22 protein-coding genes are annotated in these 25,473 nt (G+C 32.8%); 8 read left to right on the plus strand and 14 right to left on the minus strand.

Features of this window, described 5'->3' with window-relative positions:
- Nucleotides 1-78: 78 nt before the first annotated feature.
- Nucleotides 79-351, minus strand: a complete 273-nt coding sequence (locus H0I32_RS01175; RefSeq protein ID WP_246293576.1) for a DUF4834 family protein — start codon at nt 349-351, stop codon at nt 79-81.
- Nucleotides 352-475: 124 nt separating this feature from the next.
- On the opposite strand from H0I32_RS01175, the gene H0I32_RS01180 reads away from it, so the two are divergent.
- The gene (locus H0I32_RS01180; protein ID WP_179312989.1) at nt 476-1,447 is read left to right on the plus strand and encodes a transporter; all 972 of its coding nucleotides are present in this window, start codon (nt 476-478) and stop codon (nt 1,445-1,447) included.
- A gap of 21 nt (nt 1,448-1,468) precedes the next feature.
- Nucleotides 1,469-2,587, plus strand: coding sequence for a GNAT family N-acetyltransferase (locus tag H0I32_RS01185; RefSeq protein ID WP_179312988.1), 1,119 nt, complete (start codon nt 1,469-1,471; stop codon nt 2,585-2,587).
- A gap of 83 nt (nt 2,588-2,670) precedes the next feature.
- Here the strand turns inward: H0I32_RS01185 and H0I32_RS01190 are convergent, their stop codons facing one another.
- From H0I32_RS01190 to H0I32_RS01200, 3 genes are all read right to left on the minus strand, one after another.
- Nucleotides 2,671-3,930: an aminotransferase class I/II-fold pyridoxal phosphate-dependent enzyme gene (locus H0I32_RS01190; RefSeq protein WP_173589271.1), complete on the minus strand. Its 1,260-nt coding sequence runs from the start codon at nt 3,928-3,930 to the stop codon at nt 2,671-2,673.
- A 244-nt stretch (nt 3,931-4,174) separates the two neighbouring features.
- A complete protein-coding gene (locus tag H0I32_RS01195) occupies nt 4,175-5,212 on the minus strand; it encodes a PLP-dependent cysteine synthase family protein (protein ID WP_179312987.1) in 1,038 nt (345 codons plus the stop codon).
- Nucleotides 5,213-5,278: 66 nt separating this feature from the next.
- On the minus strand, nt 5,279-7,342 hold the full coding sequence (locus H0I32_RS01200; RefSeq protein WP_179312986.1) for a S9 family peptidase: 2,064 nt from the start codon (nt 7,340-7,342) through the stop codon (nt 5,279-5,281).
- 75 nt (nt 7,343-7,417) lie between these two features.
- On the opposite strand from H0I32_RS01200, the gene H0I32_RS01205 reads away from it, so the two are divergent.
- A complete protein-coding gene (locus tag H0I32_RS01205) occupies nt 7,418-7,741 on the plus strand; it encodes a YbaB/EbfC family nucleoid-associated protein (protein ID WP_173589268.1) in 324 nt (107 codons plus the stop codon).
- On the opposite strand, the gene H0I32_RS01210 is transcribed toward H0I32_RS01205, so the two are convergent.
- A complete protein-coding gene (locus H0I32_RS01210; protein ID WP_179312985.1) occupies nt 7,734-8,750 on the minus strand; it encodes a threonine aldolase family protein in 1,017 nt (338 codons plus the stop codon). The genes H0I32_RS01205 and H0I32_RS01210 overlap by 8 nt on opposite strands.
- Nucleotides 8,751-8,855: 105 nt before the next feature.
- Here H0I32_RS01210 and prfB point away from each other — a divergent pair.
- The 4 genes from prfB to H0I32_RS01230 all read left to right on the plus strand — a co-directional run bounded on the left by prfB (nt 8,856) and on the right by H0I32_RS01230 (nt 13,430).
- A protein-coding gene (gene prfB, locus H0I32_RS01215; protein WP_173589266.1) for a peptide chain release factor 2 occupies nt 8,856-9,966 on the plus strand; the annotation gives its coding sequence in 2 pieces (ribosomal slippage) (nt 8,856-8,918 and nt 8,920-9,966; 1,110 coding nt in all).
- Nucleotides 9,967-9,978: 12 nt separating this feature from the next.
- A complete protein-coding gene (arsC, locus tag H0I32_RS01220) occupies nt 9,979-10,320 on the plus strand; it encodes an arsenate reductase (glutaredoxin) (RefSeq protein WP_173589265.1) in 342 nt (113 codons plus the stop codon).
- Nucleotides 10,321-10,330: 10 nt separating this feature from the next.
- Nucleotides 10,331-10,789: a hypothetical protein gene (locus H0I32_RS01225; protein ID WP_173589264.1), complete on the plus strand. Its 459-nt coding sequence runs from the start codon at nt 10,331-10,333 to the stop codon at nt 10,787-10,789.
- Nucleotides 10,790-10,904: 115 nt separating this feature from the next.
- Complete coding sequence (locus tag H0I32_RS01230) at nt 10,905-13,430, plus strand: TonB-dependent receptor domain-containing protein (RefSeq protein ID WP_173589263.1); 2,526 nt, start codon at nt 10,905-10,907, stop codon at nt 13,428-13,430.
- Between the two features lie 86 nt (nt 13,431-13,516).
- Here the strand turns inward: H0I32_RS01230 and H0I32_RS01235 are convergent, their stop codons facing one another.
- A complete protein-coding gene (locus tag H0I32_RS01235; RefSeq protein WP_179312984.1) occupies nt 13,517-14,182 on the minus strand; it encodes an HAD family hydrolase in 666 nt (221 codons plus the stop codon).
- A gap of 100 nt (nt 14,183-14,282) precedes the next feature.
- Between H0I32_RS01235 and H0I32_RS01240 the strand changes: the two genes are divergently transcribed.
- Nucleotides 14,283-14,471 (plus strand): hypothetical protein, encoded by a 189-nt coding sequence (locus H0I32_RS01240; protein WP_173589207.1) that lies wholly within the window; start codon nt 14,283-14,285, stop codon nt 14,469-14,471.
- Between the two features lie 2 nt (nt 14,472-14,473).
- Here the strand turns inward: H0I32_RS01240 and acs are convergent, their stop codons facing one another.
- The 8 genes from acs to H0I32_RS01280 form a co-directional block, all read right to left on the minus strand.
- Complete coding sequence (gene acs / locus H0I32_RS01245) at nt 14,474-16,381, minus strand: acetate--CoA ligase (protein ID WP_173589261.1); 1,908 nt, start codon at nt 16,379-16,381, stop codon at nt 14,474-14,476.
- Between the two features lie 108 nt (nt 16,382-16,489).
- Nucleotides 16,490-18,385, minus strand: a complete 1,896-nt coding sequence (locus H0I32_RS01250) for an AMP-binding protein (protein ID WP_179312983.1) — start codon at nt 18,383-18,385, stop codon at nt 16,490-16,492.
- Nucleotides 18,382-18,606: a hypothetical protein gene (locus H0I32_RS01255; protein ID WP_173589259.1), complete on the minus strand. Its 225-nt coding sequence runs from the start codon at nt 18,604-18,606 to the stop codon at nt 18,382-18,384. The genes H0I32_RS01250 and H0I32_RS01255 overlap by 4 nt, the downstream gene beginning before the upstream one ends.
- A gap of 73 nt (nt 18,607-18,679) precedes the next feature.
- A complete protein-coding gene (locus H0I32_RS01260; RefSeq protein WP_179312982.1) occupies nt 18,680-19,045 on the minus strand; it encodes a response regulator transcription factor in 366 nt (121 codons plus the stop codon).
- Between the two features lie 16 nt (nt 19,046-19,061).
- Complete coding sequence (locus H0I32_RS01265) at nt 19,062-21,749, minus strand: sensor histidine kinase (RefSeq protein WP_179312981.1); 2,688 nt, start codon at nt 21,747-21,749, stop codon at nt 19,062-19,064.
- Nucleotides 21,750-22,071: 322 nt separating this feature from the next.
- Nucleotides 22,072-23,838 (minus strand): sodium:solute symporter family protein, encoded by a 1,767-nt coding sequence (locus H0I32_RS01270; protein WP_179312980.1) that lies wholly within the window; start codon nt 23,836-23,838, stop codon nt 22,072-22,074.
- Nucleotides 23,839-23,869: 31 nt separating this feature from the next.
- On the minus strand, nt 23,870-24,130 hold the full coding sequence (locus H0I32_RS01275) for a DUF4212 domain-containing protein (RefSeq protein ID WP_173589254.1): 261 nt from the start codon (nt 24,128-24,130) through the stop codon (nt 23,870-23,872).
- Between the two features lie 13 nt (nt 24,131-24,143).
- A complete protein-coding gene (locus tag H0I32_RS01280) occupies nt 24,144-25,391 on the minus strand; it encodes a hypothetical protein (RefSeq protein ID WP_179312979.1) in 1,248 nt (415 codons plus the stop codon).
- Nucleotides 25,392-25,473 lie beyond the last annotated feature (82 nt).

Genomic DNA, 25,473 nt, shown 5'->3' on the forward strand with positions numbered 1-25,473 from the left:
TTTATTGAATGAATTCTGAAAAGTAATTGTTTTTTTGAAACCAAACTGAAGATTTCTGTAATCACGAAATGATAGATATTACTCTATTTCTTCGTAATCTACATACTCACCAACATTTGGATTTGAAGAACTATTTTTATTAGGCATTTTGTCTATAACGGTTTCGCCTTCTTTTTGCTTTTGTTCTTGTCGTTGTTGATTTGGATTTTGAAATCCTCCAAATTGACCTCCAAATTTTTCTTCTGCTTTTTTAGCAACAAATTTTAACAAAAAAGGAGAAAATAATCGTGCTAATATCTTAAAACCGAAGTAGACAAGTACAATTATTAATATAGTTTTTAGTAATCCCATGGCCGAAGCTTCTTGTATCATAAATAAAAATAATATCAAAAATACAATTATACTCATTTATATTCAGCTATTATTCCTTAAAAAAAGTATAAAATATCTATATTTGAATTTAAACGAAAAAATAATGCAAATACTCAAATCATTTTTTGCCCTACTTCTCTTAATTTCATTTACTAATGCAAACGCCCAATATACTGAAGTTATTAACTCTAATAGGCCAGGTGTTTCTAAAAGTGCCTTTTCTGTAGGAACAGGTGTTGTACAATTTGAAACTGGTGCTTTTACGGTAAAAGAAGAACATGCACTAGCCGATTATGACGTCTCAGGTTTTGGCTTTGATTTTGCGCTACGCTACGGTTTATTTTTCGAGCAATTAGAATTATCTTTAGATGGTGTTTATCAAAATGACACACAAACATTTAATGGAGGTTCTATTCCTAGAGAAAATAAACGCTCAAACTTAAAAAATTTTACTTTAGGTGCTAAATATTTAGTTTATGATCCTTATAAAAATGCAGGAGAAGAAAAACCTAACATCTATAGTTTTCATGCTAACAATAGATTTAGCTGGAAGTCTTTAATCCCTGCAGTTGCTGTATATGCTGGAGCTAATTTTGATACAGAAGATAATCCTTATACGGCACCTGATATAGAAGGATTCAGTCCTAAAGTTATGCTTGCAACGCAAAACAACTTTAATGGCGGATGGGTATTTGTTATGAATTTAATCATGGATAGAATAGCTACAGACCAGTCCGATTTTCAATACATATTTACATTAACACATTCATTTACGCCACAATGGGTAGTTTTTGGTGAAGCACAAGGTATTAAAAGTGATTTTTATGCTGATAATATTTTTAGATTTGGTGGTGCATACTTATGGACCAAAAACTTCCAATTAGATGCAAATGTTGCCTTTAATACAAAAGACACACCTACAGTTTTAAATATTGCTTTTGGAGCTTCATATCGTTTAGATTTTCATAAGGATAAAAAGATTGACAACGGAAATGGAAATGATGGTAGTTTCAAGAAAAAAAAGAACAAGAATAAGAAGAATAAGAAGAAAAATGTTGATGACTTCGAATCTTAATATATAGCCATCTTTAAGTACATGATAACAATAAAAGAAGCAAAATCTAAAAAGGAATTAAAGGCATTTGTCAAATTTCCTTTTAAATTATATAAAGACTCTAAATATTGGGTTCCTCCAATTATTAAACAAGAGCTAGAAACTTTTAACAAAGACAAAAACCCCATTTTTAATGATGCAGAAGCCCGCTTTTTCTTAGCCTATAAATCAGGTGAAATAGTAGGCCGAATTACAGCTATTATTAATTGGCTAGAGGTTGATAAACAAAACATCAAAAAAATGCGTTTTGGTTGGTTTGATTTTATTGACGACTTAAGCGTTAGTAAAGCTTTATTAGAAACTGTAGAAAATATAGGTAAAGAGCATAAATTAGAATATGTAGAAGGACCTGTTGGCTTTTCTAACTTAGATAAAGTTGGAGTTATGACAGAAGGTTTTGATCATATAGCTACAATGGTTACATGGTATAATCATCCTTATTATGTAAATCATTATGAAGGTTATGCTTTTAAAATTGAAAAAGGATACTCAGAAAGTAAATTTCCATTTAAAAATGTAAAACCAGAATTCTTTAAAAAAGCACAAGAACTTATAAAACGACGTTATAAGCTAAAGGCTCTAAAGTTGACTAAAACTGAAGAAGTTATGCCTTATGTAGATCGTATGTTCGATTTGTTTAATGAAAGTTACGCATCCCTATCTTCTTTTGTTGAAATAACAGACATTCAAAAAGAATATTTTAAAGAGAAATTTATCAGTTTTATCAATCCTGAATATATAAAATTTGTAGTTGATGATAATGACAACCTTGTTGGTTTTGCTGTAGTAATGCCTAGATTTGCTAACGCTTTACAAAAGGCTAACGGTAAATTATTTCCTTTTGGTTTTACACACATACTGAAAGCAAAAAAACATAGTAAAGAAGTTATTTTCTACCTTATAGGAATTCATCCCGATTACCAAAACAAAGGTGTACACGCCGTAATCTTTAATGAGTATTACGAAACCTTTAAAGAAAAAGGTATTGAGATGTGTTATAGAACACCAGAGCTAGAAGATAATCACGCCATAAAACAAATATGGAAACACTTTGATCCTAAAGTTTATGCTAGAAGAAAAACATTTAGAAAAGAATTATAATCTTTTCTAAATGTTTTATTTAAATAAAAAACGGTCAATACAAATAATGTATTGACCGTTTTTTTATGTGGTATAAGTTATAATTACTCTCCCATTGCAGCAATTAAAGCTGCAGACATTCTTTTATAAGTACCGTTTTCTAAACGTTCTCTAATAGCATCAAATGCATCTAAAGTTTCTTTTACATCTACTAAAGTATGCGTAGCAGTAGGAATCATTCTTAATAAAATTAATCCTTTTGGTATTACTGGATATACAACAATAGAACAGAAAATTCCGTAGTTTTCACGTAAGTCTCTCACTAAAGCCATGGCTTCAGGAATACTTCCTTTTAAATACACAGGAGTTACACAACTTTGTGTTGTTCCGATATCAAAACCTCTTTCTTTTAAACCTGATTGTAATGCATTTACAATCGTCCAAAGATTATTCTTTAATTCTGGCATTGTACGCAACATATCCAAACGTTTTAATGCTCCTACAACAAGTTGCATTTGTAAGGACTTAGCGAACATTTGAGAACGTAAGTTATATTTTAAGTAATCGATAATTTCTTTATCTGCAGCAATAAATGCACCTGTGCTTGCCATTGATTTAGCAAAAGTTGCAAAATACACATCGATATCATCTTGTACACCTTGCTCTTCACCAGTACCAGCACCTGTTGCACCTAATGTACCAAATCCATGAGCATCATCTACAAATAGTCTAAATTGGAATTTTTCTTTAAGGGCAACAATTTCTTTTAAACGACCTTGCTCACCACGCATTCCAAAAACACCTTCAGAAATCACTAAGATTCCACCTCCAGTATGTTCAGCCATTTTTGTAGCTCGCTCAAGATTCTTTTCTAAACTTGCTACATCGTTATGTTTGTAAGTAAAACGTTTTCCCATGTGTAAACGCACACCATCGATAATACAAGCATGTGCATCTACATCATATACAATAACATCATCTTTAGAAACTAAGGCATCAATCGTAGAAACCATTCCTTGGTAACCAAAATTCAATAGGTAAGCTGCTTCTTTATTAACAAAAGCGGCAAGTTCTTCCTGTAATTTTTCGTGTAAATCTGTGTGGCCAGACATCATTCTTGCTCCCATTGGGTAAGCAGAACCGTAAGCTGCAGCTGCTTCCGCATCTACTTTTCTTACCTCTGGATTGTTAGCCAAACCTAAATAATCATTAATACTCCAAGTGATTACATCCTTACCTTGAAATTTCATTCTATTAGAAATGTGACCTTCAAGTTTTGGAAATACAAAATAACCTTCTGCTTGGGCAGCCCATTTACCTAGAGGTCCTTTATCTCTATAAATCTTTTCAAATAAATCCTTCATGCATGCGTATTCTTTACTATTAATGGTTAATTCTATGTTTTAAGACATAAACTGAACTATTAATTGCTATTAATTTAATCTAGTTAGTGCGTGCAAAATTAGTTAATAATATTATGAATGCATAATTTATTTAGTGAAGTATTCACAAGTTATAAACCGATGTTCATAATAACTATTTTAATTATTCTGCAAAAAAAGACCCATTACAACTATTGCAATAGGCATATATATTTTAAAGTCAGACCTATTTTACGTAATCGACAACAGACTGAACTTCATTTTTGGTATCAAAAAAACCTTGATCTTCCATCCACTTATCACTATATATTTTACTCATATATCGTGACCCATGATCCGGAAAAATCACAACAACCTTATCTGTAGGCTTAAATTCACCTGCTTCATTAAGTTGTTTTAGTGCTTGCATTGCTGCTCCACTAGTATAACCAACAAAAAGACCTTCTGTATTAGAAATCTCTCTTGCTGTATGTGCGCTCTCTTCATCAGTAACCTTAACAAACTTATCTATTAAATCGAAGTCTGTTGCTGCAGGAATAAGGTTTTTACCTAAACCTTCAATTCGGTAGGGATAAATTTCTTTATCATCAAATTCTCTAGTCTCATGATATTTTTTAAGTACAGAACCATAAGCATCAACACCTATAACTTTGATATCTGAATTCTGTTCTTTTAAATATTTAGAGATTCCAGAAATAGTACCTCCTGTTCCACTACAAGCGACTAAATGTGTAATTTCACCTTCTGTTTGCTCCCAAATTTCAGGACCTGTAGTTTTATAATGTGCATCAATATTTAATTTATTAAAGTATTGATTAATGTATATAGATCCTTCAGTTTCTTCATGCAAACGTTTAGCAACCTCATAATAAGAACGAGGATCATCTGCTTTAACATGCGCAGGACAAACGTAAACTTTTGCTCCCATAGACTTTAACATGTCTATTTTATCTGGTGAAGATTTAGAACTTACAGCTAAAATACATTTGTATCCTTTAATGATACTTACCATAGCAATACTAAAACCTGTATTACCAGAGGTTGTTTCTATAATCGTATCTCCTGGTGATAATATACCTTGACGTTCTGCTTCGTTTATTATATGTAATGCAATTCTATCTTTTGAAGAATGACCTGGGTTGAAAGCTTCTACTTTTGCGTAAAATTCTCCATTAAAGTTAGCAGCTATTCTATTTAATTTGACAAGTGGTGTATTTCCTACAAGTTGAAGGACATTATCAAATACATTTTTATTTTGCTTCATATAAACTATTTTTCAGTATCAATTAGACACCTAAAATCTGTCAAAAGTAACATTTTTTATTTAAAACTAGTTTTTGATCCCTTCTAAGTCCAGTAAAAAGGCGAATTCTTCTGCGTCTTCTTTTAAACTTTCAAAACGACCTGAAGCACCACCATGACCAGCATCCATATTCGTTTTTAAATATAGTTTATTACCATCAGTTTTCACATCTCTAAGTTTTGCAACCCATTTCGCAGGTTCCCAGTATTGTACTTGCGAATCGTGAAGTCCGGTTGTTATTAACATGTTAGGATAGGCTTTAGCTTCCACATTATCGTAAGGCGAATACGATTTTATATAATTATAATATAAAGCATCGTTGGGATTTCCCCATTCGTCATACTCTCCTGTTGTTAAAGGAATTGAATCATCTAACATTGTTGTAATGACATCCACAAAAGGTACGGCTGCAATAACACCATTATACAATTCAGGTGCATCGTTAACAATGGCGCCCATTAATAACCCCCCTGCGCTTCCACCCATAGCATATAAATGTTGAGAAGACGTGTAACGCTCTTTAATTAAATGAATAGAACAAGCTATAAAATCTGCAAACGTATTTTTCTTAGTCAGTAACTTTCCATCCTCATACCAATCACGTCCTAAATATTCTCCACCTCTAATATGTGTAATGACGTAAATGAATCCGCGATCTAACAAACTTAATCTAACAGTTGAAAAATAAGGATCTATTGTAGCTCCGTAACTTCCGTAAGCGTATTGTAATAATGGATTTTTACCATCTTTTTTAATTCCTTTTTTATAAACTACAGACATTGGTATTTTTGTACCATCTTCTGCAGTTGCCCATATTCGTTCTGAAGTATAATTATCTTTATCAAAAGTACCTCCTAAAACTTCTTGTTCTTTTAAGATCGTTTTCTCCTTAGTTCTCATGTTAAATTCAATAACAGACGATGGTGTTGTCATAGAATTATAACCATAACGCAATATTTCAGTTTCAAACTCTACATTTGTCCCTGTGTACGCCGTATAAGTTTCATTATCGAAGGGTAAGTAATAATCTTCACTTCCATCCCAACGCATAATTCTGATTTCGTTTAAACCATTTTTACGCTCACCAATTACTAAATAATCTTTAAAAATATCAATATCCTCTAATAAAACATCTACTCGGTGTGCTATAACTTCTGTCCAATTTTCAACTTCAGTTTTATCTTCTGAAGTCTTCATGAGTTTAAAGTTCGTTGCCTTATCTAAATTCGTCATAATGTAGAAATGATCATCATAATGCGAAATGCTATATTCTAATCCTCTAACTCTAGGTTGAAATACTTTAAATTTTCCTTCAGGATTATTAGCATCTAAAATATGATATTCATTAGTTAACGTACTGTAACATGCAATAATGATATATTTCCTAGATTTTGACTTATAAACAGCAGCTCCAAATGTATCATCACCTTCTTCAAATACAAGTTCATCTTCTGTATTATCTCCTAATCGGTGTTTATAAATTTGAAATGCTCTAAGCGTTACTTCATCTTTTTTAGTATAAAATAAAGTTTCATTATCGTTTGCCCAACTTGAAGAACCTGTGGTGTTTAAAACACGGTCTGAAGCAACTTCATCAGTTTCTAAATTCTTAATATATACGGTGTAATTTCTTCTTCCTGTATTATCAATACCATAAGAAACCAATTTATTATCTGGACTGATACTTATACCAGATAATTTAAAATAGCTTTCTCCTTCTGCCATTTTATTACAGTCAAATAACAATTCTTCAGGATTATCTAGATTTTCTTTTTTACGTGTGTAAATAGGATAATCTTTACCTTTTTCGAATTTAGTAATGTACCAATACCCATTATATTTATAAGGAACTGAAGAATCATCTTCCTTTATTCTGGCTTTCATTTCTTCAAATAAATCATTCTGAAAGTCTTTAGTATGTGCCATTTGGGTATCGCAATACTCATTTTCTGCATTAAGGTAATCAATAACTTCAGGGTGTTCCCTGTCTTTCATCCAAAAATAATTATCAATACGTACATCATCATGTTTTTCTAATTGATGTGCTATTTTTTTGGCTACAGGTGGATTTATATCCGAATTTTTTATCATTTGTTATGAATATTTGGTCTAAAAAGAGGCGCAATTTAGTAATTTTGCACCTTAATAAATTTAAAAGACAAGATTATGTTTGGAGATATGATGGGAATGATGGGCAAATTGAAAGAAGCTCAGAAAAAAGTTGAAGAAACTAAAGAACGTTTACATACCGTTTTAATTGACGAAGCTAGCAATGACGATAAACTAAAAGTAACAATTACAGCAAATAGAACTATTAAATCTATTAGCATCGCTGATGAGTTACTTCAAGACAAAGATATGCTTGAAGATTATTTAATTCTTGCCCTTAATAAGGCTATTGAAAAAGCAACTAATGTACACGAAACAGAAGTTGCTGCTGTAGCTAAAGAAGGCATGCCAAATATTCCTGGTATGGATATGTTTAAATAGTTTTTAATTCACTTAAAAGCTTATCATGCATTTGGTCTGTATAATCCAAATGTGTAACCATTCGCAATTTGTTGCTACCCATACCTATAATATGTATGTTTTTTTCAAGAAGTTGCTGTAAAAAATGAGATTCATTAACATCATCGTTTAATTCAAAAATGATGATGTTGGTTTCTATAGGTTCTACTTTTTTAATAAAAGATAATCGAGATAACTCCCTTCCTATTTCTTTTGCTTTTCTATGATCATCAGCCAAACGCTCTACATTATGATCTAAAGCATACAAACCTGCCGCTGCCAAATACCCAACTTGTCGCATATTACCTCCAAAAAGTTTTCTTAAGCTGAGTGATTTTTTCATAACCTCTTCACCTCCGACTAAAACAGAACCGACAGGGCAACCTAATCCTTTACTTAAACAAACAGAAATAGTATCAAAAGCATTTCCATACTGCATTGTGGATTCATTTTTAGCAACCATAGCATTCCATAAACGTGCGCCATCTAAATGAAAGCCTAAATTATTCGTTTTACAAACTGCTTTTATTTTTTCTATTTCTGCAAAATTCCAACAAGCACCACCACCTTTATTCGTTGTGTTTTCAACTTCAACTAAACTGGTTTGACTGTAATAATATTCTGAAGGACTAATCGCTTCTTTCACTTGTTCTGCAGTAAACATACCACGGTTTCCATCTAAAAGTTTACAAGATGCACCACTATGAAAAGCCACACCTCCTACTTCATAATTATATATATGTGCATATTTATCGCAAATAACTTGTTCCCCAGGATTGGTATGAAGTTTTATAGCCACCTGATTAGCCATACTTCCAGAAGGAAAAAATAAAGCTTTTTCTTTTCCAAACATTTTAGCTAAGCGTTCTTCTAAGGCATTCATCGTAGCATCTTCTCTAAAAACATCATCACCTACTTGTGCAGACATCATAGCATCTAACATCCCTTTAGAAGGTTTTGTTACGGTATCGCTTCTTAAATCTATTATCATTTCATGGAAAATTTAGATGCTAAAATTACGGATTTTTCAAAAAACCGATTCAAAATTATGGCACTTTAACTTCACATCTTATATTTGTAGAAAATACATATATTTATGATTACTTCAGATCAAATAAAAGATCTTAATTCCCGTCTAGACGTACTTAGGCAGTATCTTTGACTTAGATGCCAAGCTTGTAGAAATTGCCAACGAAGAAGAACAAACTTTTGACCCTAATTTTTGGAATGATTCCAAAGCCGCAGAATTGGTTATGAAATCCATTCGTGAGAAAAAAAGTTGGGTTATAGATTTTAAAGCTGCAAAATCTCTTTTTGAAGATTTAGAAGTTATTTACGAATTTTACAAAGAGGATGAAGCTTCAATGGAAAATGTTGAAACTAATTTTGAATTGACTGTAAATGCAATTGAAAAATTAGAGTTCAAAAACATGCTTTCAGAAGAAGGAGACAGCTTAAGTGCCGTGCTTCAAATTACAGCTGGCGCAGGTGGGACAGAATCTTGTGATTGGGCAAGTATGCTAATGCGTATGTACCTAATGTATGCTGAGAAAAGTGGCTTTAAAGTAAAGGAACTTAACTTACAAGACGGAGATGTTGCCGGAATAAAAACCGTAACCATAGAAATTGAAGGTGCTTATGCTTTTGGTTGGCTTAAAGGCGAAAATGGCGTACATCGCTTAGTCCGTATTTCTCCTTTTGATAGTAATGCCAAACGACATACAAGTTTTGCTTCGGTTTATGTTTACCCATTGGTAGATGATTCTATCGAAATAGCCATCAATCCTGCTGATATTGAAATTACGACAGCAAGATCTAGTGGTGCTGGTGGACAAAATGTAAATAAAGTGGAAACTAAAGTACAGTTAAAACATAAACCTTCTGGGATTCAAATTCAATGTTCAGAGACACGTTCTCAGCAAGATAACAGAGCAAGAGCCATGCAAATGTTAAAATCTCAATTGTATGAAATTGAGCTACAAAAACAAATGGCACAACGTGACGATATTGAAGCAGGGAAAATGAAAATTGAATGGGGAAGTCAAATTAGAAATTACGTAATGCATCCTTATAAATTAGTAAAAGATGTACGTTCCGCTCACGAAACAGGAAATGTAGATGCTGTTATGGATGGAGATATCGAACCCTTCCTAAAAGCCTATTTAATGATGATGGGTCAGAAAGAAGAATCATTAGATAAATTATAATACACAGAAATTATGATTACAATATACCATAACCCAAGATGTTCTAAGTCGAGACAAGGACTTGCTTTAATTGAAGAATCTGGTAAAGATTTTAAAATTATTAAATACCTTGATGAAAAATTAACAGCTAAAGAATTAGAAGTCATTATTTCTAAATTAGAGATAAAACCAATAGATTTAGTTCGAAAAAACGAAGCGATTTGGAAATCTGACTATAAAGGAAAAACATTATTAGATAAAGAGATTATCGATGCCATGGTGCTTAATCCAAAACTTATAGAACGTCCAATAGTGATCAATGGAGATAAAGCTGTAATAGGCAGACCTACAGAATCTATATTAGAAATTATATAACACATCAATCATGAAAAAAATAATCTTAATCCTTTTTACACTCTTTTTAACTTTAAATATTCAAGCGCAACGAAGTCGTCGAAGTAGCATGGGTGGTGTTCCTCAAACAAATAATGAACCTACAGATAAAGAAATAGCTAAGAGAGAACGAGAAATGGAAGAACGCAAAGAGGAATATATTGATAATTTCTTATCAACCTTAGAAGCAGATGATTTTCAAAAACATATTATTAAACAAAATATAAACAGCTATTTTGAGGAAAAAATGGCTCTTTTTAAAATACAATTTGAGCATTCTATTGACAGAAAAGCTGCGGTAAAAGAATTAGATGATACTCATTTCGTAGAATTACAAGAACTTATTTCTGAAAATGATATGACCAAATTAATGGAAATGATAAAGGGTGGTTTTGATGAAAAAGAAGTTGTAAAAGAAAAAAGAAAAAGGAAAAAGGATAAGGATGATTAATAATCACATTATGCTAAACTTTTTAGGCTTTAACACATCCTTATTTGCTTTAACATAAGATTAACCAAATACATGACAAGGAACCTTATTTTTGTTGCTTAACTAAAAACTTGCAATGAAAATAAATATTATAACCGCTACCTTTATTCTTTTTTTTCTAAATTTTTCGTTTGCTCAAAAAGACGTAAAAATTAAGGGTGTAATTGTTGAAAAAGATACTAATATCCCTTTAGAATATGCAACTGTTGTTGTTAAATCCAAAGCAGATAATACAATTGTAACAGGTGGTATTACAGATCTCAACGGTAAATTTGAAGTTGAAGTTTCTTCTGGGATTTACGAGATATCCGTAGAATATATTTCATATATAACAAAGACTTTCCCAGAACAAAACATAACAAAAGATCTCAATTTAGGAACCATTAATTTAGAATTAGATGTTTCTACCCTTAATGAAGTTATGGTTGTTGCAGAAAGAACTACTGTAGAAATTAAATTAGATAAAAAAATCTATAATATAGGCCAAGATTTAACTACTGCTGGAGGAACTGTAAGTGATGCACTTAATAATGTACCTTCTGTAGATGTTGATGTTGAAGGCGCTATTAGTTTAAGAGGAAATGAAAATGTCCGCATCTTGATTAATGGAAAACCATCTGCAATGGCAGGTTTTGGAGACAGTAATATATTAAGTCAATTACCCGCTGAAGCTATAGAGCGTGTTGAAGTGATTACATCTCCTTCTGCAAGATACGATGCTGAAGGTACTGCAGGAATTCTTAATATTATATTAAGACAAAAAGAAACACTTGGCTTTAATGGATCTATTAATTTAACAGCAGGTAACCCTGATAATTTAGGTGTCTCTGCTACATTAAATTACCGCAAAGAAAAATACAATCTATTTTCTAATTTTGGATGGCGTTATTCAGATGCTCCACGTACAACTTTTACTGATGTAGATTACTTTGATACCTTAAACGATGATGGATCAGTTGATGAACCTGAATTTAGAAGAATTAGTGAGGATAAAAAAGTAGATCGCTTAAGCAGAAACTACAATGCTAACATTGGAATGGAGTACTTTTTAGACGAATCGTCTTCTATAACAGGTAGCTTATTTTACAACTTTGGAAATGATTCTGACGTTTCTAAAAATAATAGTGACCGCTTTAACAATAATGTGATAGTTGAAAGAACTCTTAGAATGGAAAGGGAAACAGAAAAAGACAACGGCTATCAAGTTGCTCTTAACTATGTGAAAAAATTTGGAGAAGATAGTGACCATAAACTTACCGCTGATTTTCAATATGAAAAAAAGAAAGAAGATGGAATAACTTATTTAGATGAAGATTACATTTACACAAACCAAACTAATCCAGAACCTTTTCAAATAGAACAAGAGTTTACAAACGAAGATCAAAATGAATATTTACTTCAAGCTGATTATGTATTACCGCTTGGAAAAGATTCTCGTTTTGAAGCTGGGTATCGTGGAAGTTTTGAAAATAGCGTAACTGATTATCAATTAAACCAAGAAAATCTAGATACAGGAATACTTGAAATTAATGACGTTAATTCAAATATTTTCGATTATACTGAAAATGTAAATGCTTTATATACTCAATATGGATCTAAAATAGGGAAATTCTCTTTCTTATTTGGTTTAAGATTGGAAAACACACAATTAAAAGGAAAAATTAATTCTCTTCTAAACGAGGATGAGTTGGTTGCAGAATTTGGCTTTCCTATTGACACTGATTTTGACAATAATTATTTAGGTCTCTTCCCTACCGTTAATTTTATTTATAATTTAACTGATTCTGATTCTGGAAATGAAGAAAGCATTACACTAGGTTTTAATAGAAGAATTAACCGTCCCCGTGGTTGGTACATTAACCCTTTTCCTTCGCGTTCTAGTAGAACAAATATATTTCAAGGAAACCCTAATTTAGCTCCTGCATATTCTAGTACTTTTGATTTAGGATATTTAAAACGTTGGGAAGAATTGACTTTAACCTCATCTGTTTATTACCAATACGAAACAGATTCTTTTGAACGCGTACAGGAAAACACAGGACAAACAACTACAGATGGTATTGATATTATTAGAACAATCCCTATTAATTTAGCGACAAATAAAAGAATAGGAACTGAACTTGGTATTATGTACAGTCCAGAAAAATGGTTAAGATTAAACTCTAGTTTTAATTTCTTTCAATTTGAAACAGAAGGTGATTTTAATGGCGTTGATTACGGAGCAAAAAACACAAGTTGGTTTGCACGTTTTAGCTCTAAGGTAACTTTACCTCTAGCTATAGATTGGCAAACAAGTGCTTTTTACAGAGGTGCTAGACAAGAAGCACAATCGGATACCGAAGGTATTTTCTCTTTAGATTTAGCATTCAGTAAAGAAATACTAAATAAAAAAGCGACTATTTCAGTAAACGTTAGAGATTTACTTAACTCTAGGAAATATAAATCTGTAACGACTACAGATTTCTATAGTAGTTATAGTGAGTTTCAATGGAGACAACGCCAAGTTAATGTTTCATTCATCTACAGATTTAATCAAATGTTAAATAATAAAGAGCGTTCTAACCGAGGAAATGGTGGGGACGATATGGAATTTGAAGGATAAACCTTCACTAAAACATACAAAACAAAAAAATGTTGCTAATTTACTTAGCAACATTTTTTTTATACTATAAAATAATATTTTATCGACTAAACCAAAGGTTTAAAAAATTCATCACTTTTTGAAAAAGCAATCTCACTAAAATCAGAAATCACATAATTAGCAATTTTATAATTTTGATTCTTAGAATTTAAACTCTTGTAACCCACACAAAAAATTCCTGCCGCATTGGCTGCTTTAATTCCGTTAGTAGAATCTTCAATTACCATACATTCAGACTTATCAAAACCTGTAGATTCTGCTGCTTTTATAAAAATTTCAGGATGTGGTTTAGATTCTTTTAAATCTGCTCCACTAAACTTATTAGTAAAATAAGGATTAAGATCAAAACGATTAAAAATAAGTTCTATACCTGGCATTGATGCAGAAGAAGCCACGACTAAAGTTACACCATTAGCATGAAAATCTTTAATTCGCTCTAAAACCCCTTCAATAAGATCTAGCTCTCCATTATCAAACAAATATTTATAATGCTTACGTTTTAAACTCACTAAATATTCTGGTGTTTCAGTTAAATTAAACTGATCGACTAAGTATTTACAGATATTAATAGTGGATTGTCCTGTAAAAGATTCAAACAATTCATTCGTAACATCGATGTTTACCTCATCAAACATTTGAAAATAAGCTTTACGGTGTAAAGGTTCGGTATCAACAATAACACCATCCATGTCAAATAATACAGCTTTTAGCATAACTTTTTCTAATTTGAGGCGAAGATAAAAAAGTAAAATGGCATTGTAGAACAAAAGCGATCTACAATGCCATTAAGTTTATATTAAATTATGCTTAGTTTTGCAACTTGATACTTATGATTTAACCATGGCCAAAAAAGGACGCGAAAAAAACACAGTTAACAAAGCTAAACATAGCAGGCTGATTAACCAGAAAAAGAATAAATTGAAGTCTAAATCTGACGAACGCAAAGCTAGACTAAAAGCTATTGTTGAACTTGCTAAAGCTAAAAAGGAAAACGAATCTTAAATCTATAAGACGTTATCCATTATTTCTTGCACAATTTCAGGATTCAGTAATGTACTTGTATCTCCTAAGTTACTAGTATCATTACTTGCAATCTTTCTTAAGATACGACGCATAATTTTACCACTTCTTGTTTTAGGCAGACCATTTGTAAATTGAATTTTATTCAACTTCGCAATAGGTCCAATTTGCTCTGTAATTAATTGATTGATCTCTTTACGTAAGTTATCATGATTTCTACTTTCGCCTGTTTCTTTTAAAGTCACATAACCATAAAGTGCATTTCCTTTAACATCATGAGGAAAACCAACTATGGCACTTTCTGCAACAGCAGGATGTTCATTAATTGCATCTTCAATTGGTGCTGTTCCTAAGTTATGACCAGAAACAATAATAACATCATCTACTCTACCTGTAATTCTGTAGTAACCAACCTCATCTCGTAATGCACCATCTCCTGTAAAATATTTACCATCATAAGCAGAGAAATAGGTGTCTTTATAACGCTGGTGATCTCCCCAAATAGTTCTCGCCATACTAGGCCAAGGGAATTTAATACACAATCTACCATCAACTTGATTCCCTTTTATTTCTGCGCCATGCTCATCCATCAAAGCCGGCTGAATACCAATAAATGGTAAAGTAGCATACGTTGGTTTTGTTGGTGTTGCAAAAGCAATAGGCGTAATCATTATACCTCCAGTTTCTGTTTGCCACCATGTGTCTACTATTGGTGATTTCTTCTTTCCAACGTTATCATCATACCAATGCCATGCTTCTTCGTTAATTGGTTCTCCTACTGTTCCTAGTACTTTTAAGGATGATAAATCATGTTTTTCTAAATGCTCAACGCCTTCTTTTGCTAAAGCTCTAATAGCTGTTGGTGCTGTATAAAATTGATTGACTTTATGTTTTTCTACAATTTCCCAAAAGCGCCCAAAGTCTGGGTAACTTGGTACACCTTCAAACAATACCGTTGTCGCTCCATTACATAAAGGACCATAAACAATGTAACTATGCCCCGTAATCCAACCAATATCTGCCGTACACCAATACACATCTTTTTCTCTATATTGGAAAACATTTTTAAAAGTATAAGCCGTATATACCATATAACCAGCAGTTGTATGCACCATACCTTTAGGCTTTCCTGTTGAACCCGAAGTATAAAGTATAAATAATGGATCTTCAGCCTTCATAATTTCTGGCTCACAACGCTTATCGGCACTATCTAATAAAGGTTGTAACCAATGGTCACGTCCTTCTTTCATGTAAATTTCAGAATGAATACGCTTCACAACTAAAACAGAATTAATCGTTGGACATTCATCTAAAGCTTCGTCTACAATTCCTTTTAAATCTATGGTTTTTGAGCCTCGGTAAGAACCATCACTTGTAATGACCATTTTACATTCTGAATCATTTATTCTTGTTGATAATGCTGTAGAAGAAAACCCTGCAAAGACCACAGAATGAATCGCTCCAATACGCGCACATGCTAAAGTCGCAATTGCTAATTCGGGAATCATTGGTAAATAAATACAAACACGATCTCCTTTCTGAATGCCTTGTTCTTTTAAAACATTGGCAAATTTACAAACGCGTTTATGTAATTGTTTATAGGTAATATGTTCGGCTTCTTCTGTAGGATCATTAGGCTCAAAAATAATAGCTGTTTTATCTCCTCTAGTATAAAGATGTCTATCGATACAGTTTTCTGTAATATTAAGTTCTGCACCTTCAAACCACTTTATTTCTGGCTTTGAAAAATCCCAACTTAATACGTTATCCCATTTTTTTCGCCACATAAAGTGTTCTTCAGCTATTTCTTCCCAAAATACTTCTGGATTTCTGACCGATTTACGATATACTTGATAGTATTCTTCTAAATGCTTTATATGATAATTACTCATTCTTTTTATATTTTATTGTTATTTCTAAATTTCTCAAACGCATTATTAAACACGAGAGGAAACGAGTTTATTGGTGATTTCTATTTTGAAAGATATTAAATTTAAATCCTAACTATGAATCCCTATTTTATGTATTTGATATACTGCTTTTATTTCATCTACAATAGCAACATCATCAATGGTTGATGGTACATTAAATTCTAGGTCATCAGCAATATTTCGTAATAATTTACGTAATGTTTTACCGCTTCTTGTTTTTGGTAAACGCTGTACAACAAGTACTTGTCTAAAAGATGCCACTGCTCCTATTTCTCGTCTAACGTCTTTTATTATTTCCTTTTGTGTTTGTTCTGCTTCATAAACTTTATCTGTTTTTAAAACCACTAAACCTAAAGGCTTTTGTCCCTTTAATTCACAATGCACACCAAATACAGCGCATTCTGCAACCGCTTTATGTGAAAATACAATCTCTTCCATTTCTGCAGTAGATAAACGATGTCCGGCAACATTTATAATATCATCTACACGCCCCGTTATAAATACGTAACCATCTTCATCTTTATAACCGCCATCTCCAGAAAAATAATACCCAGGAAAACGATTTAAATACCCAAACTTAAAACGATCAGGGTTTCCCCAAAGATTGCTTAGCGTTCCTGGTGGCAATGGTAGTTTTACTACCACATAACCTTCTACACTAGATTGGACTTCTTCACCTTCTTCATTTAATATTTGAATATCATAACCACATACCGATAAACCTGCTGATCCTTCTTTTATAGGTTGAATCGCTACACCTACCATATTAGCTAGCATAGGCCACCCACTTTCGGTTTGCCACCAATGGTCAATAACAGGAATATTTAATTTTTCTTCTGCCCAATTTAAAGTAGCCACATCACAACGTTCACCTGCTAGAAATAAATATTTTAAGCTAGATAAATCGTATGGTTTTAATAAACTACCTGTTGGATCTTCCTTTTTAATTGCTCTTATAGCTGTTGGTGCCGTAAACATCGCTTTCACTTTATTTTCATCTATTACACGCCAAAAAGTAGAAGCATCTGGTGTTCTAATCGGTTTACCTTCAAAAACAATAGTTGTATTTCTATTTAATAATGGTCCGTAAGCAATAAAACTATGCCCCACAACCCAACCAACATCACTTGCTGCCCAAAAGGTTTCACCTTCATCTACACCATAAATATATTTCATAGAGAACTTAAGCGCTGTTGCATATCCGCCTGTATCTCTAATAATTCCTTTAGGCGTTCCTGTTGTTCCTGAGGTATATAACACATAAGAAGGATGTGTTGATGCTACCGCAACAGCTTCTATAGATGGTGATTTTTCGACTAAAGTTGTATAATCTATATCATAATCTTTCTCTGGGATTTCAACCCCGAGTTCCCGATCAAAAACAATAACATGTTTAGGTTTATTTACGGCCTTTACAATGGCTTCATCTACAAAAGGCTTATAAGGAATAATCTTTTCGATTTCTACACCATTAGATGCTGTAATAATAGCTTTGGGTTTACAATCGTCAATACGAATGGCCAACTCATGAGGTGCAAATCCACCAAAAACAACAGAATGAATTACACCCAATCTCGCACAAGCTAACATTGCAAAAATAGCTTGCGGAATCATAGGCATATAAATAATACAAGTATCTCCCTTTGTAAGTCCTAAGTTTTGTAAACCACCGGCTAATTTTGAAACTTCATGATGTAACTCATTAAATGTAATTTGCTTTTTAGTATGGGTTACAGGTGAATCATAGACTAAAGCTTTTTGATCTCCAAAACCATCTTTAATATGTTTATCGATACATAAATAGCTGAGATTTAATTCACCATCTTCAAACCACTGATTATAGTCATACTCATCCTTAGACAAAATAGTTTTAGGTGATTTAAACCAATCTATATTGCTCGCTTGATTTTTCCAGAATTGTTCTGGGTTCTGTATACTTTCGTTATAAAATTCTTGGTATTTCATGACTTTGCTTTTTTAGAGTTAAGTAAGCCAAACCAATTAGGATTTAGTATTTTGAGTTTTATAAGTACCCAAATAATCACCAAGAAACAAATCCCCATAACTATAGAAAGCATAGGTGTTACATTGGCAATGTTTTCGTATTTAAACCTTATAAAAAGCGTTGCAATTGCATAGATACTTATAATTATATCTGACGCTAATGGGTTAATGTGAAACTTCATGTCTTTAAATTTTAATTAAACTTAGTTTGTTTGCACACAAAACCAATTTTAAATAAGATTTAACAGACTGTTTCTAAGTCACAAGTTCCTGAATTTCAGAAACTATTTTTTTTACTGAAAAGGGTTTAGTTAAATATTTATCGGCTCCGAGACTTAGTCCCTTTTCAACGTCTGAAGCTTTATTCTTTGCGGTTAAAAACACGACTTTAATGTGTTTTAAACTCTCTGTTTCTTTTATAAATGTTAAGGTTTGATACCCATCTACATTTGGCATCATAATATCTAACAAAACAACGTTAGGCGTATGATATTTTAATATTTCTAAAGCCTCACTTCCATCTCTTGCAATAAACACTTCAAAACCTTGTTTTTTGAAGGTGTACTCTAACGACATCACAATATTTGGCTCATCGTCAACAATTAAAATCTTCTTCTTCATACTTTAGGGTATCAATTTACTCAAAAGGTATTGTAAAAACAAGCGTTGCACCATTTTTTATGTCTTTTTTGGCCCAAATTTTCCCTTTATGCTTTTCTACTATTTGTTTTGTAATCGCTAAACCTAACCCACTACCTTCTGGTTTTCTTGTATTTTGATTTTTAGATTGGTAAAATTTATCGAAAATATAAATAAAATCTTCTTCCGGAATTCCTTTTCCATTATCTGCTACTGAGATTTCAACGACTTGGTTACCGATCTTATAATCGACTATAATTTTTCCTGTTTTTGTTTCGCAAAATTTAATAGCATTAGATAATAAGTTAGTCAACACTTGAAGAATACGGTCTTCATCATAGTTAATTACAAAAGGATGCATATTGTTATTTACAATTAAAACTTCTTTTTTTGCTGCAATTTGAGAAACACTAGCAATAGCTTTACCAATTGTTTTTTGAATATCTTGTGGTTGTAAGTCTAAATGCAAACCACCTGTTTCTAATTTTTCAAAATCTAGAATATTATTGATTAAGCGCCCTAAACGATCCGAATCTTGTAAAATATTCTTTAAAAATTGGGCTTTAATTTCTTTAGGCATTTCCTCATCATCTAGAATGACCTCGGCTGCTGCACGAATTCCTGTTATTGGCGTTTTTAACTCATGAGCAACAGTATCTAAAAATTCATCTTTTTGCTTGTCTTTATCTATCAACTCTTCATTAGCTTCTTTCAATTGAAATGTTAATTGAGATAACTCATTCGACTTTTCTAGAAGTACTTTATTGCTAACTATGTTCTCTTTAGATTCCTCTAAAATCTTTAAAACCTCAACCAAACTAATCTGCTCTTCCTTAACCACACTTGCAATTAATATTTTTGCTGATGCAGAACCAATACTTCCTGTTAAGAGTTTTTCTGAAAAATTAATTAATCTTGCATCTGCCAACTGTGTATCTTGAGATAATTTATACTTTGTGAAAAATATTTTTAAAGCACGAGTCGCTCTTTTTTCACCTAAAAATCGTGCTAAAACATTTTTAATATCTGCCACATAAGCTTCACCTTTCCAAACCAATGCACTATCCTGAAGATTTGTAAAGTTTTTACTATCTACATACATTTCAGCATAATTACGTTCTCTATAATTTCCTTTAGACATTAATGAAAACATTAAATAGCTAAACAAATTAAAGGTTATACTCCAGAAAAAAGCGTGAGCTGGTGGACTTAGAAAATCAATTCCAAATAAAGCATAAGGTTTTAATGCTTCAATACCCAATAAGCCATATTGACGAAAATCGTCTGTACCTGTATAAGCTTCCAATGTAAACGGCAAAACCAAGGTATATATAGCAACACAAAAACCGACTATCATTCCAATAATGGCGCCTTTTGAAGAGCCACGATTCCAATATAAACCTATAAAAAAAGATGGTGCTAACTGAGATATAATCACAAACGATATTAAACCTATGGAATACAGCGATAGCGCTTTTGAAAATATTACATAAAAGAAATATGCTGCGATAATGATGGTAAAAATAGAAACACGACGGATAGTCTTGATGTATTTTGAATTGCGTTCCGGTTGATTTTTTATGAATTTATCTAAGAACCCATACGGAATCACCAAGTTATTACTTACCATTGTAGACAACGCCAAAGTAGACACTACAACCATAGAAATCACCGCTGAAAAACCACCTAAAAACACAAGCGTTGCCAAAAAGGTATTCCCATGTTCTAAGGGCAATAATAGCGTATAGTATTCTGCATTTTCCGTGGACCCAAAAGTGAGTTTCCCTGCCCAAGCAATAAAGATGACAAAAATATTAAACAACAATAAATACAATGGAAATAACCAAATAGCCTTCTTAAGATGTTTTTCTCTGTTATTCTCTAAAACGGCAACTTGAAACTGTCGTGGTAATAAAAACACGACCATAAATGATAAAGCGATCATGAAGAACCAATTAAAACCATCTTCTACTTTACCAAGTGTAGTCAATTCTTTAAAATTGTCTGTGACAGAAATTTTTTCGTAAATATCTGAAGTACCATCAAACAAGTAAAACGTGATATACGTTCCTATTGCTAGAAAAAACAACAACTTCAACATCGACTCTAATGCCACTGTAGCAACAATACCTTTATGTTTTTCTGATGCATCTGTATTTTGAGTTCCAAAAAAAGCAGCGAATATGGCTAATAATAAAGCGATGTAAAATGTAGAATCGTCAATTACGGTGGTAGAAACATAACTATTATCTCCAGATATAATTTCGAAGGTTTCTGAGACGGCCTTCAACTGTAAAGAAATATAAGGCAAGGTACCAAAAAGACAAATCACAGTAACTAATGCACCTAAAAACCTATTATTTCCGTAACGTAAAGAAATAAAATCTGCAATAGATGAAATTTTATGTTGCTTAGATATTCTTATGATTTTCCGAAGCATTACAATCCATAAAGGCGCAGCAATAACAGGGCCTAAATAGATTGGTAAAAAATGGATTCCGGAATTAGCGGCAATACCTACGCTTCCATAATACGTCCATGCTGAACAATAAACCGCTAAAGACAAGGTGTAGACGTATGGATTATTTACCCATTTACTTTGTCGTTTCTTTTCAGCAAGAAAAGCAATGTAAAACAACATTGCTAAATAGATAATAATGATAATGATTACGGCGTAACTATTCATAATGGCGTTTTAAAACGATATATGAAATCACAATCGAAATCATCCAAAACGTAAATAGCGAAAAGTATAGTGTTGGAATCCCAAAAATGGCGCCTTCAAAATTAAAAATGAGGACAAAGGGAATATTAAATACAAAAAACAAAGCTATTGATAACACAACTAGCTTTTGCTCGTGACGTTTTTTCATGAATTCGTAATTATTAATAGAAACAACTAAATATCTACTAATATAAGAAATCAGTATTACAAAAATTGCAATACTGATTCTCTAACTAAGTAAAATTAAAATAATGATATATAAGACTATATAAACATTAACTTTTTAATGGTCTTGTGCTTCACCTGCTCCTGAAGGTATTCTGATACTTTCAACCATATCTTGAACCTCTTGAGGTGGTGCAGGTGACAGTCTTGAAATAACTACAGAAATCACAAAGTTGACACACATAGCAATGGTTCCAAAACCTTCAGGTGAAGTTCCAAACCACCAATCTTCACTGGTTCCTCCACCAAACATATCGAGTTTAAAGCGCATCATGTAGTACATCATTAATGTAATACCAACAATCATACCTGCAATAGCACCTTCTTTATTCATTCGTTTATCAAAAATCCCTAAAATAATGGCAGGAAAAAAAGAGGCGGCGGCAAGACCAAAGGCGAGCGCGACGACGGCGGCGACAAATCCTGGTGGATTAATCCCGAAGTAACCTGCAATTAAAATCGCTACAAAAATTGAAATTCTTGCTGCTCTTAATTCATTTTTATCAGAAATATCTGGTCGCAATTGTTTCTTAATTAAATCATGAGAAACTGATGTAGAAATTACTAAAAGTAATCCTGCAGCTGTCGATAAAGCTGCCGCTAGTCCACCTGCTGCTACCAGCCCAATGACCCAATTTGGTAAGTTTGCAATTTCAGGATTTGCTAATACCATGATATCTCTATCCACATATAATTCATTGACTTCACCGCTACTGTTAGCAACAATACGCTCACCATGTTCTCCTCTAGCATCTGTAAATTCTGGTTTACTACTAGACAATGCATTTCCTGCAACATATTGAATTTTACCATCGCCATTTTTATCAGACCAAGCAATTAAGCCTGTATTCTCCCAGTTTTTAAACCAAACCGGAATTTCATCATAACGTTGGTTACTTACCGTTTCAATTAAATTAGTTCTAGAAAAAACGGCTACAGCAGGCGCTGTTGTATACAAAATAGCAATTAAGAATAATGCATATCCTGCAGATTTACGTGCATCTTTCACTTTAGGCACTGTAAAAAAGCGAACAATAACGTGAGGTAAACCAGCAGTACCAGCCATTAACGCTAAAGTAATTGCAAATACATCCCAAGTACTTTTAGTTCCGCTTGTATATTCATGAAACCCTAATTCTGTATGTAAAGAATCTAATTTATCGAGAAGAAATGCTCCTCCTTCAACTTTACCACCCATTCCTATTTGAGGAATTATATTTCCTGTCATTTGCAATGAAATAAAGAATGCTGGCACCATAAAAGCAAAAATCAAAACACAATATTGTGCCACTTGCGTGTATGTAATTCCTTTCATACCACCCAATAAGGCGAAAGCCAGTACCACTGTCATTCCTATAATCACACCTACAGTAATATCTACCTGTAAAAATTGAGAAAACACAATTCCAACTCCACGCATTTGGCCTGCAACGTAAGTAAATGAAACAATTAAAGCACAAATTACAGCCACCGTTCTTGCGGTGTTTGAATAGTAGCGATCTCCAATAAAATCGGGAACCGTAAACTTCCCAAACTTTCGTAAATAAGGCGCTAAAAGCAATGCTAAAAGCACGTAACCTCCGGTCCATCCCATAAGGTAAACAGAGCCATCGTAACCTGCGAAGGAAATAATACCTGCCATACTTATAAAGGAGGCGGCACTCATCCAATCGGCAGCCGTTGCCATACCATTTGCTAATGGCGAAACACCTCCACCGGCAACATAAAATTCTTTAGTTGATCCAGCTCTAGCCCAAATTGCGATTCCGAAATACAGCGCAAAAGTAATGCCGACTAATAACCAAGTCCATGTTTGTACACTCATAATATTTTTATTTAATGTTGTTAGTTAAGGCTTACTCGTCGTAACCGTATTTTTTATCTAGTTTGTTCATTAATCTTACATAAACGAATATTAATACCACGAATACATATATAGACCCTTGTTGCGCAAACCAAAATCCTAGTTTAAAACCACCTAGTTTAAATTGGTTTAACTCTTCTCTAAATAGAATGCCACACCCAAAGGATACTACAAACCATATTGTTAGAAGTATGGCTAGATACTTCACATTTTCTTTCCAGTACGCTGTTGCGTGATCCTGTTTATTACTCATAGTTTCTTAGTTTTTATAGGTAAATCATAGCTTGAAGCGAAATAGTACTAGTGTCTACCGATCCAAAGCTTTGATTCATGTATTCTAAAGTTAATTTTGAATTATGTCCGCTCATATAAGCATTGATACCAACACCTAATGTAGATCTGTTATCATCAACAGCATCATAACTATGTGTTCCGTAACTTAAATAAGGTTGAAATCTTGTTTTTAATTTATCACCATTGAGAACATAACCTACATGACCATAAAGCATACTTCCTGTTCCGTATGCGCTATATAAATAGTTTTTTCCGTAGTTACTATTCTGATAAACGGCATACGCTGTAATAGCACTACCATCTTCACCAATTGGTGTATCATAAAAAGCATCGACTGCAAAGATGGATACATCTTCACCTTCAAGATTTGGTGCAATAGCTGTACCTGTATCAATAACAGAACCTTCTGGATGTAAAAAGAAACCTGCACCAATATTGAATACTTTTTTCTCACCTAAGTAGGTCCCAACTTTATAAGGCAAAAAGTTTGACTCTTGATCTAAAAAATGATAATCGAAATAACCAGCATAGGTTTTTCCAGCAGCTTTAGAACCAAGATTAGAGCGACCATTATAAACGGCATCACCACCTGCAACAGCTGTACGACCATCTAAAGACGATACAGATGCATCGTTTACAGCAACGCGATATTGTAATTTATTGAATTTCCCTTTCATAAACACACCTAAATGTCTTGCAAATTGATCTGACAAACCAATAGTTGCCCATGACTGACGGTTGTTATCTAGCGTCATGATATTAAGTGTGCTTTGATTGTTTAATCTAGAAATACCATTGAAATAATGTAATCCTCCACCAACAGTATGATTTTCGCCTACATTATATTGCGCCCAAACATCGTGAAAGAAGAGTTGAGAACCATCACCTTTTCCAGTAGGACTTAAGGTGGAACTTGTTAAACTATTTAATCCAAAATGAGTTAGAATTAAAAAGTCCTTGTTAATTTGAGCAAACATTAAAACTCTAGCACGGCGTAAATTAAAGTTTAACTTACTGTTTTCGTTTCCGTTACTGTCAAATGTGTCATCCGTATTGTAATTGGCTTGGACTTGTGCCCAAGAAATGAGACGAAGATATTTAGAGCCATCTTCGTTGAATTTGAATTTAAGTCCACCAGAATAATCTGGCGAGCCTTGAGCAATCATAAATTGAAAGAACATGATAAACAGCCCTAGCAATAGAAAGGTTTGATTCTTCATTGTTTAAAAAGATTAGTTAGTACTTAAAATTAGTTTTGTGTGCACTACTAAGCTCTTAAAAACATCTCTTTAATTCATATTT

This window comes from Winogradskyella sp. HaHa_3_26 (genome assembly GCF_019278425.1).
Taxonomy (GTDB): Bacteria; Bacteroidota; Bacteroidia; order Flavobacteriales; family Flavobacteriaceae; genus Winogradskyella; species Winogradskyella undariae.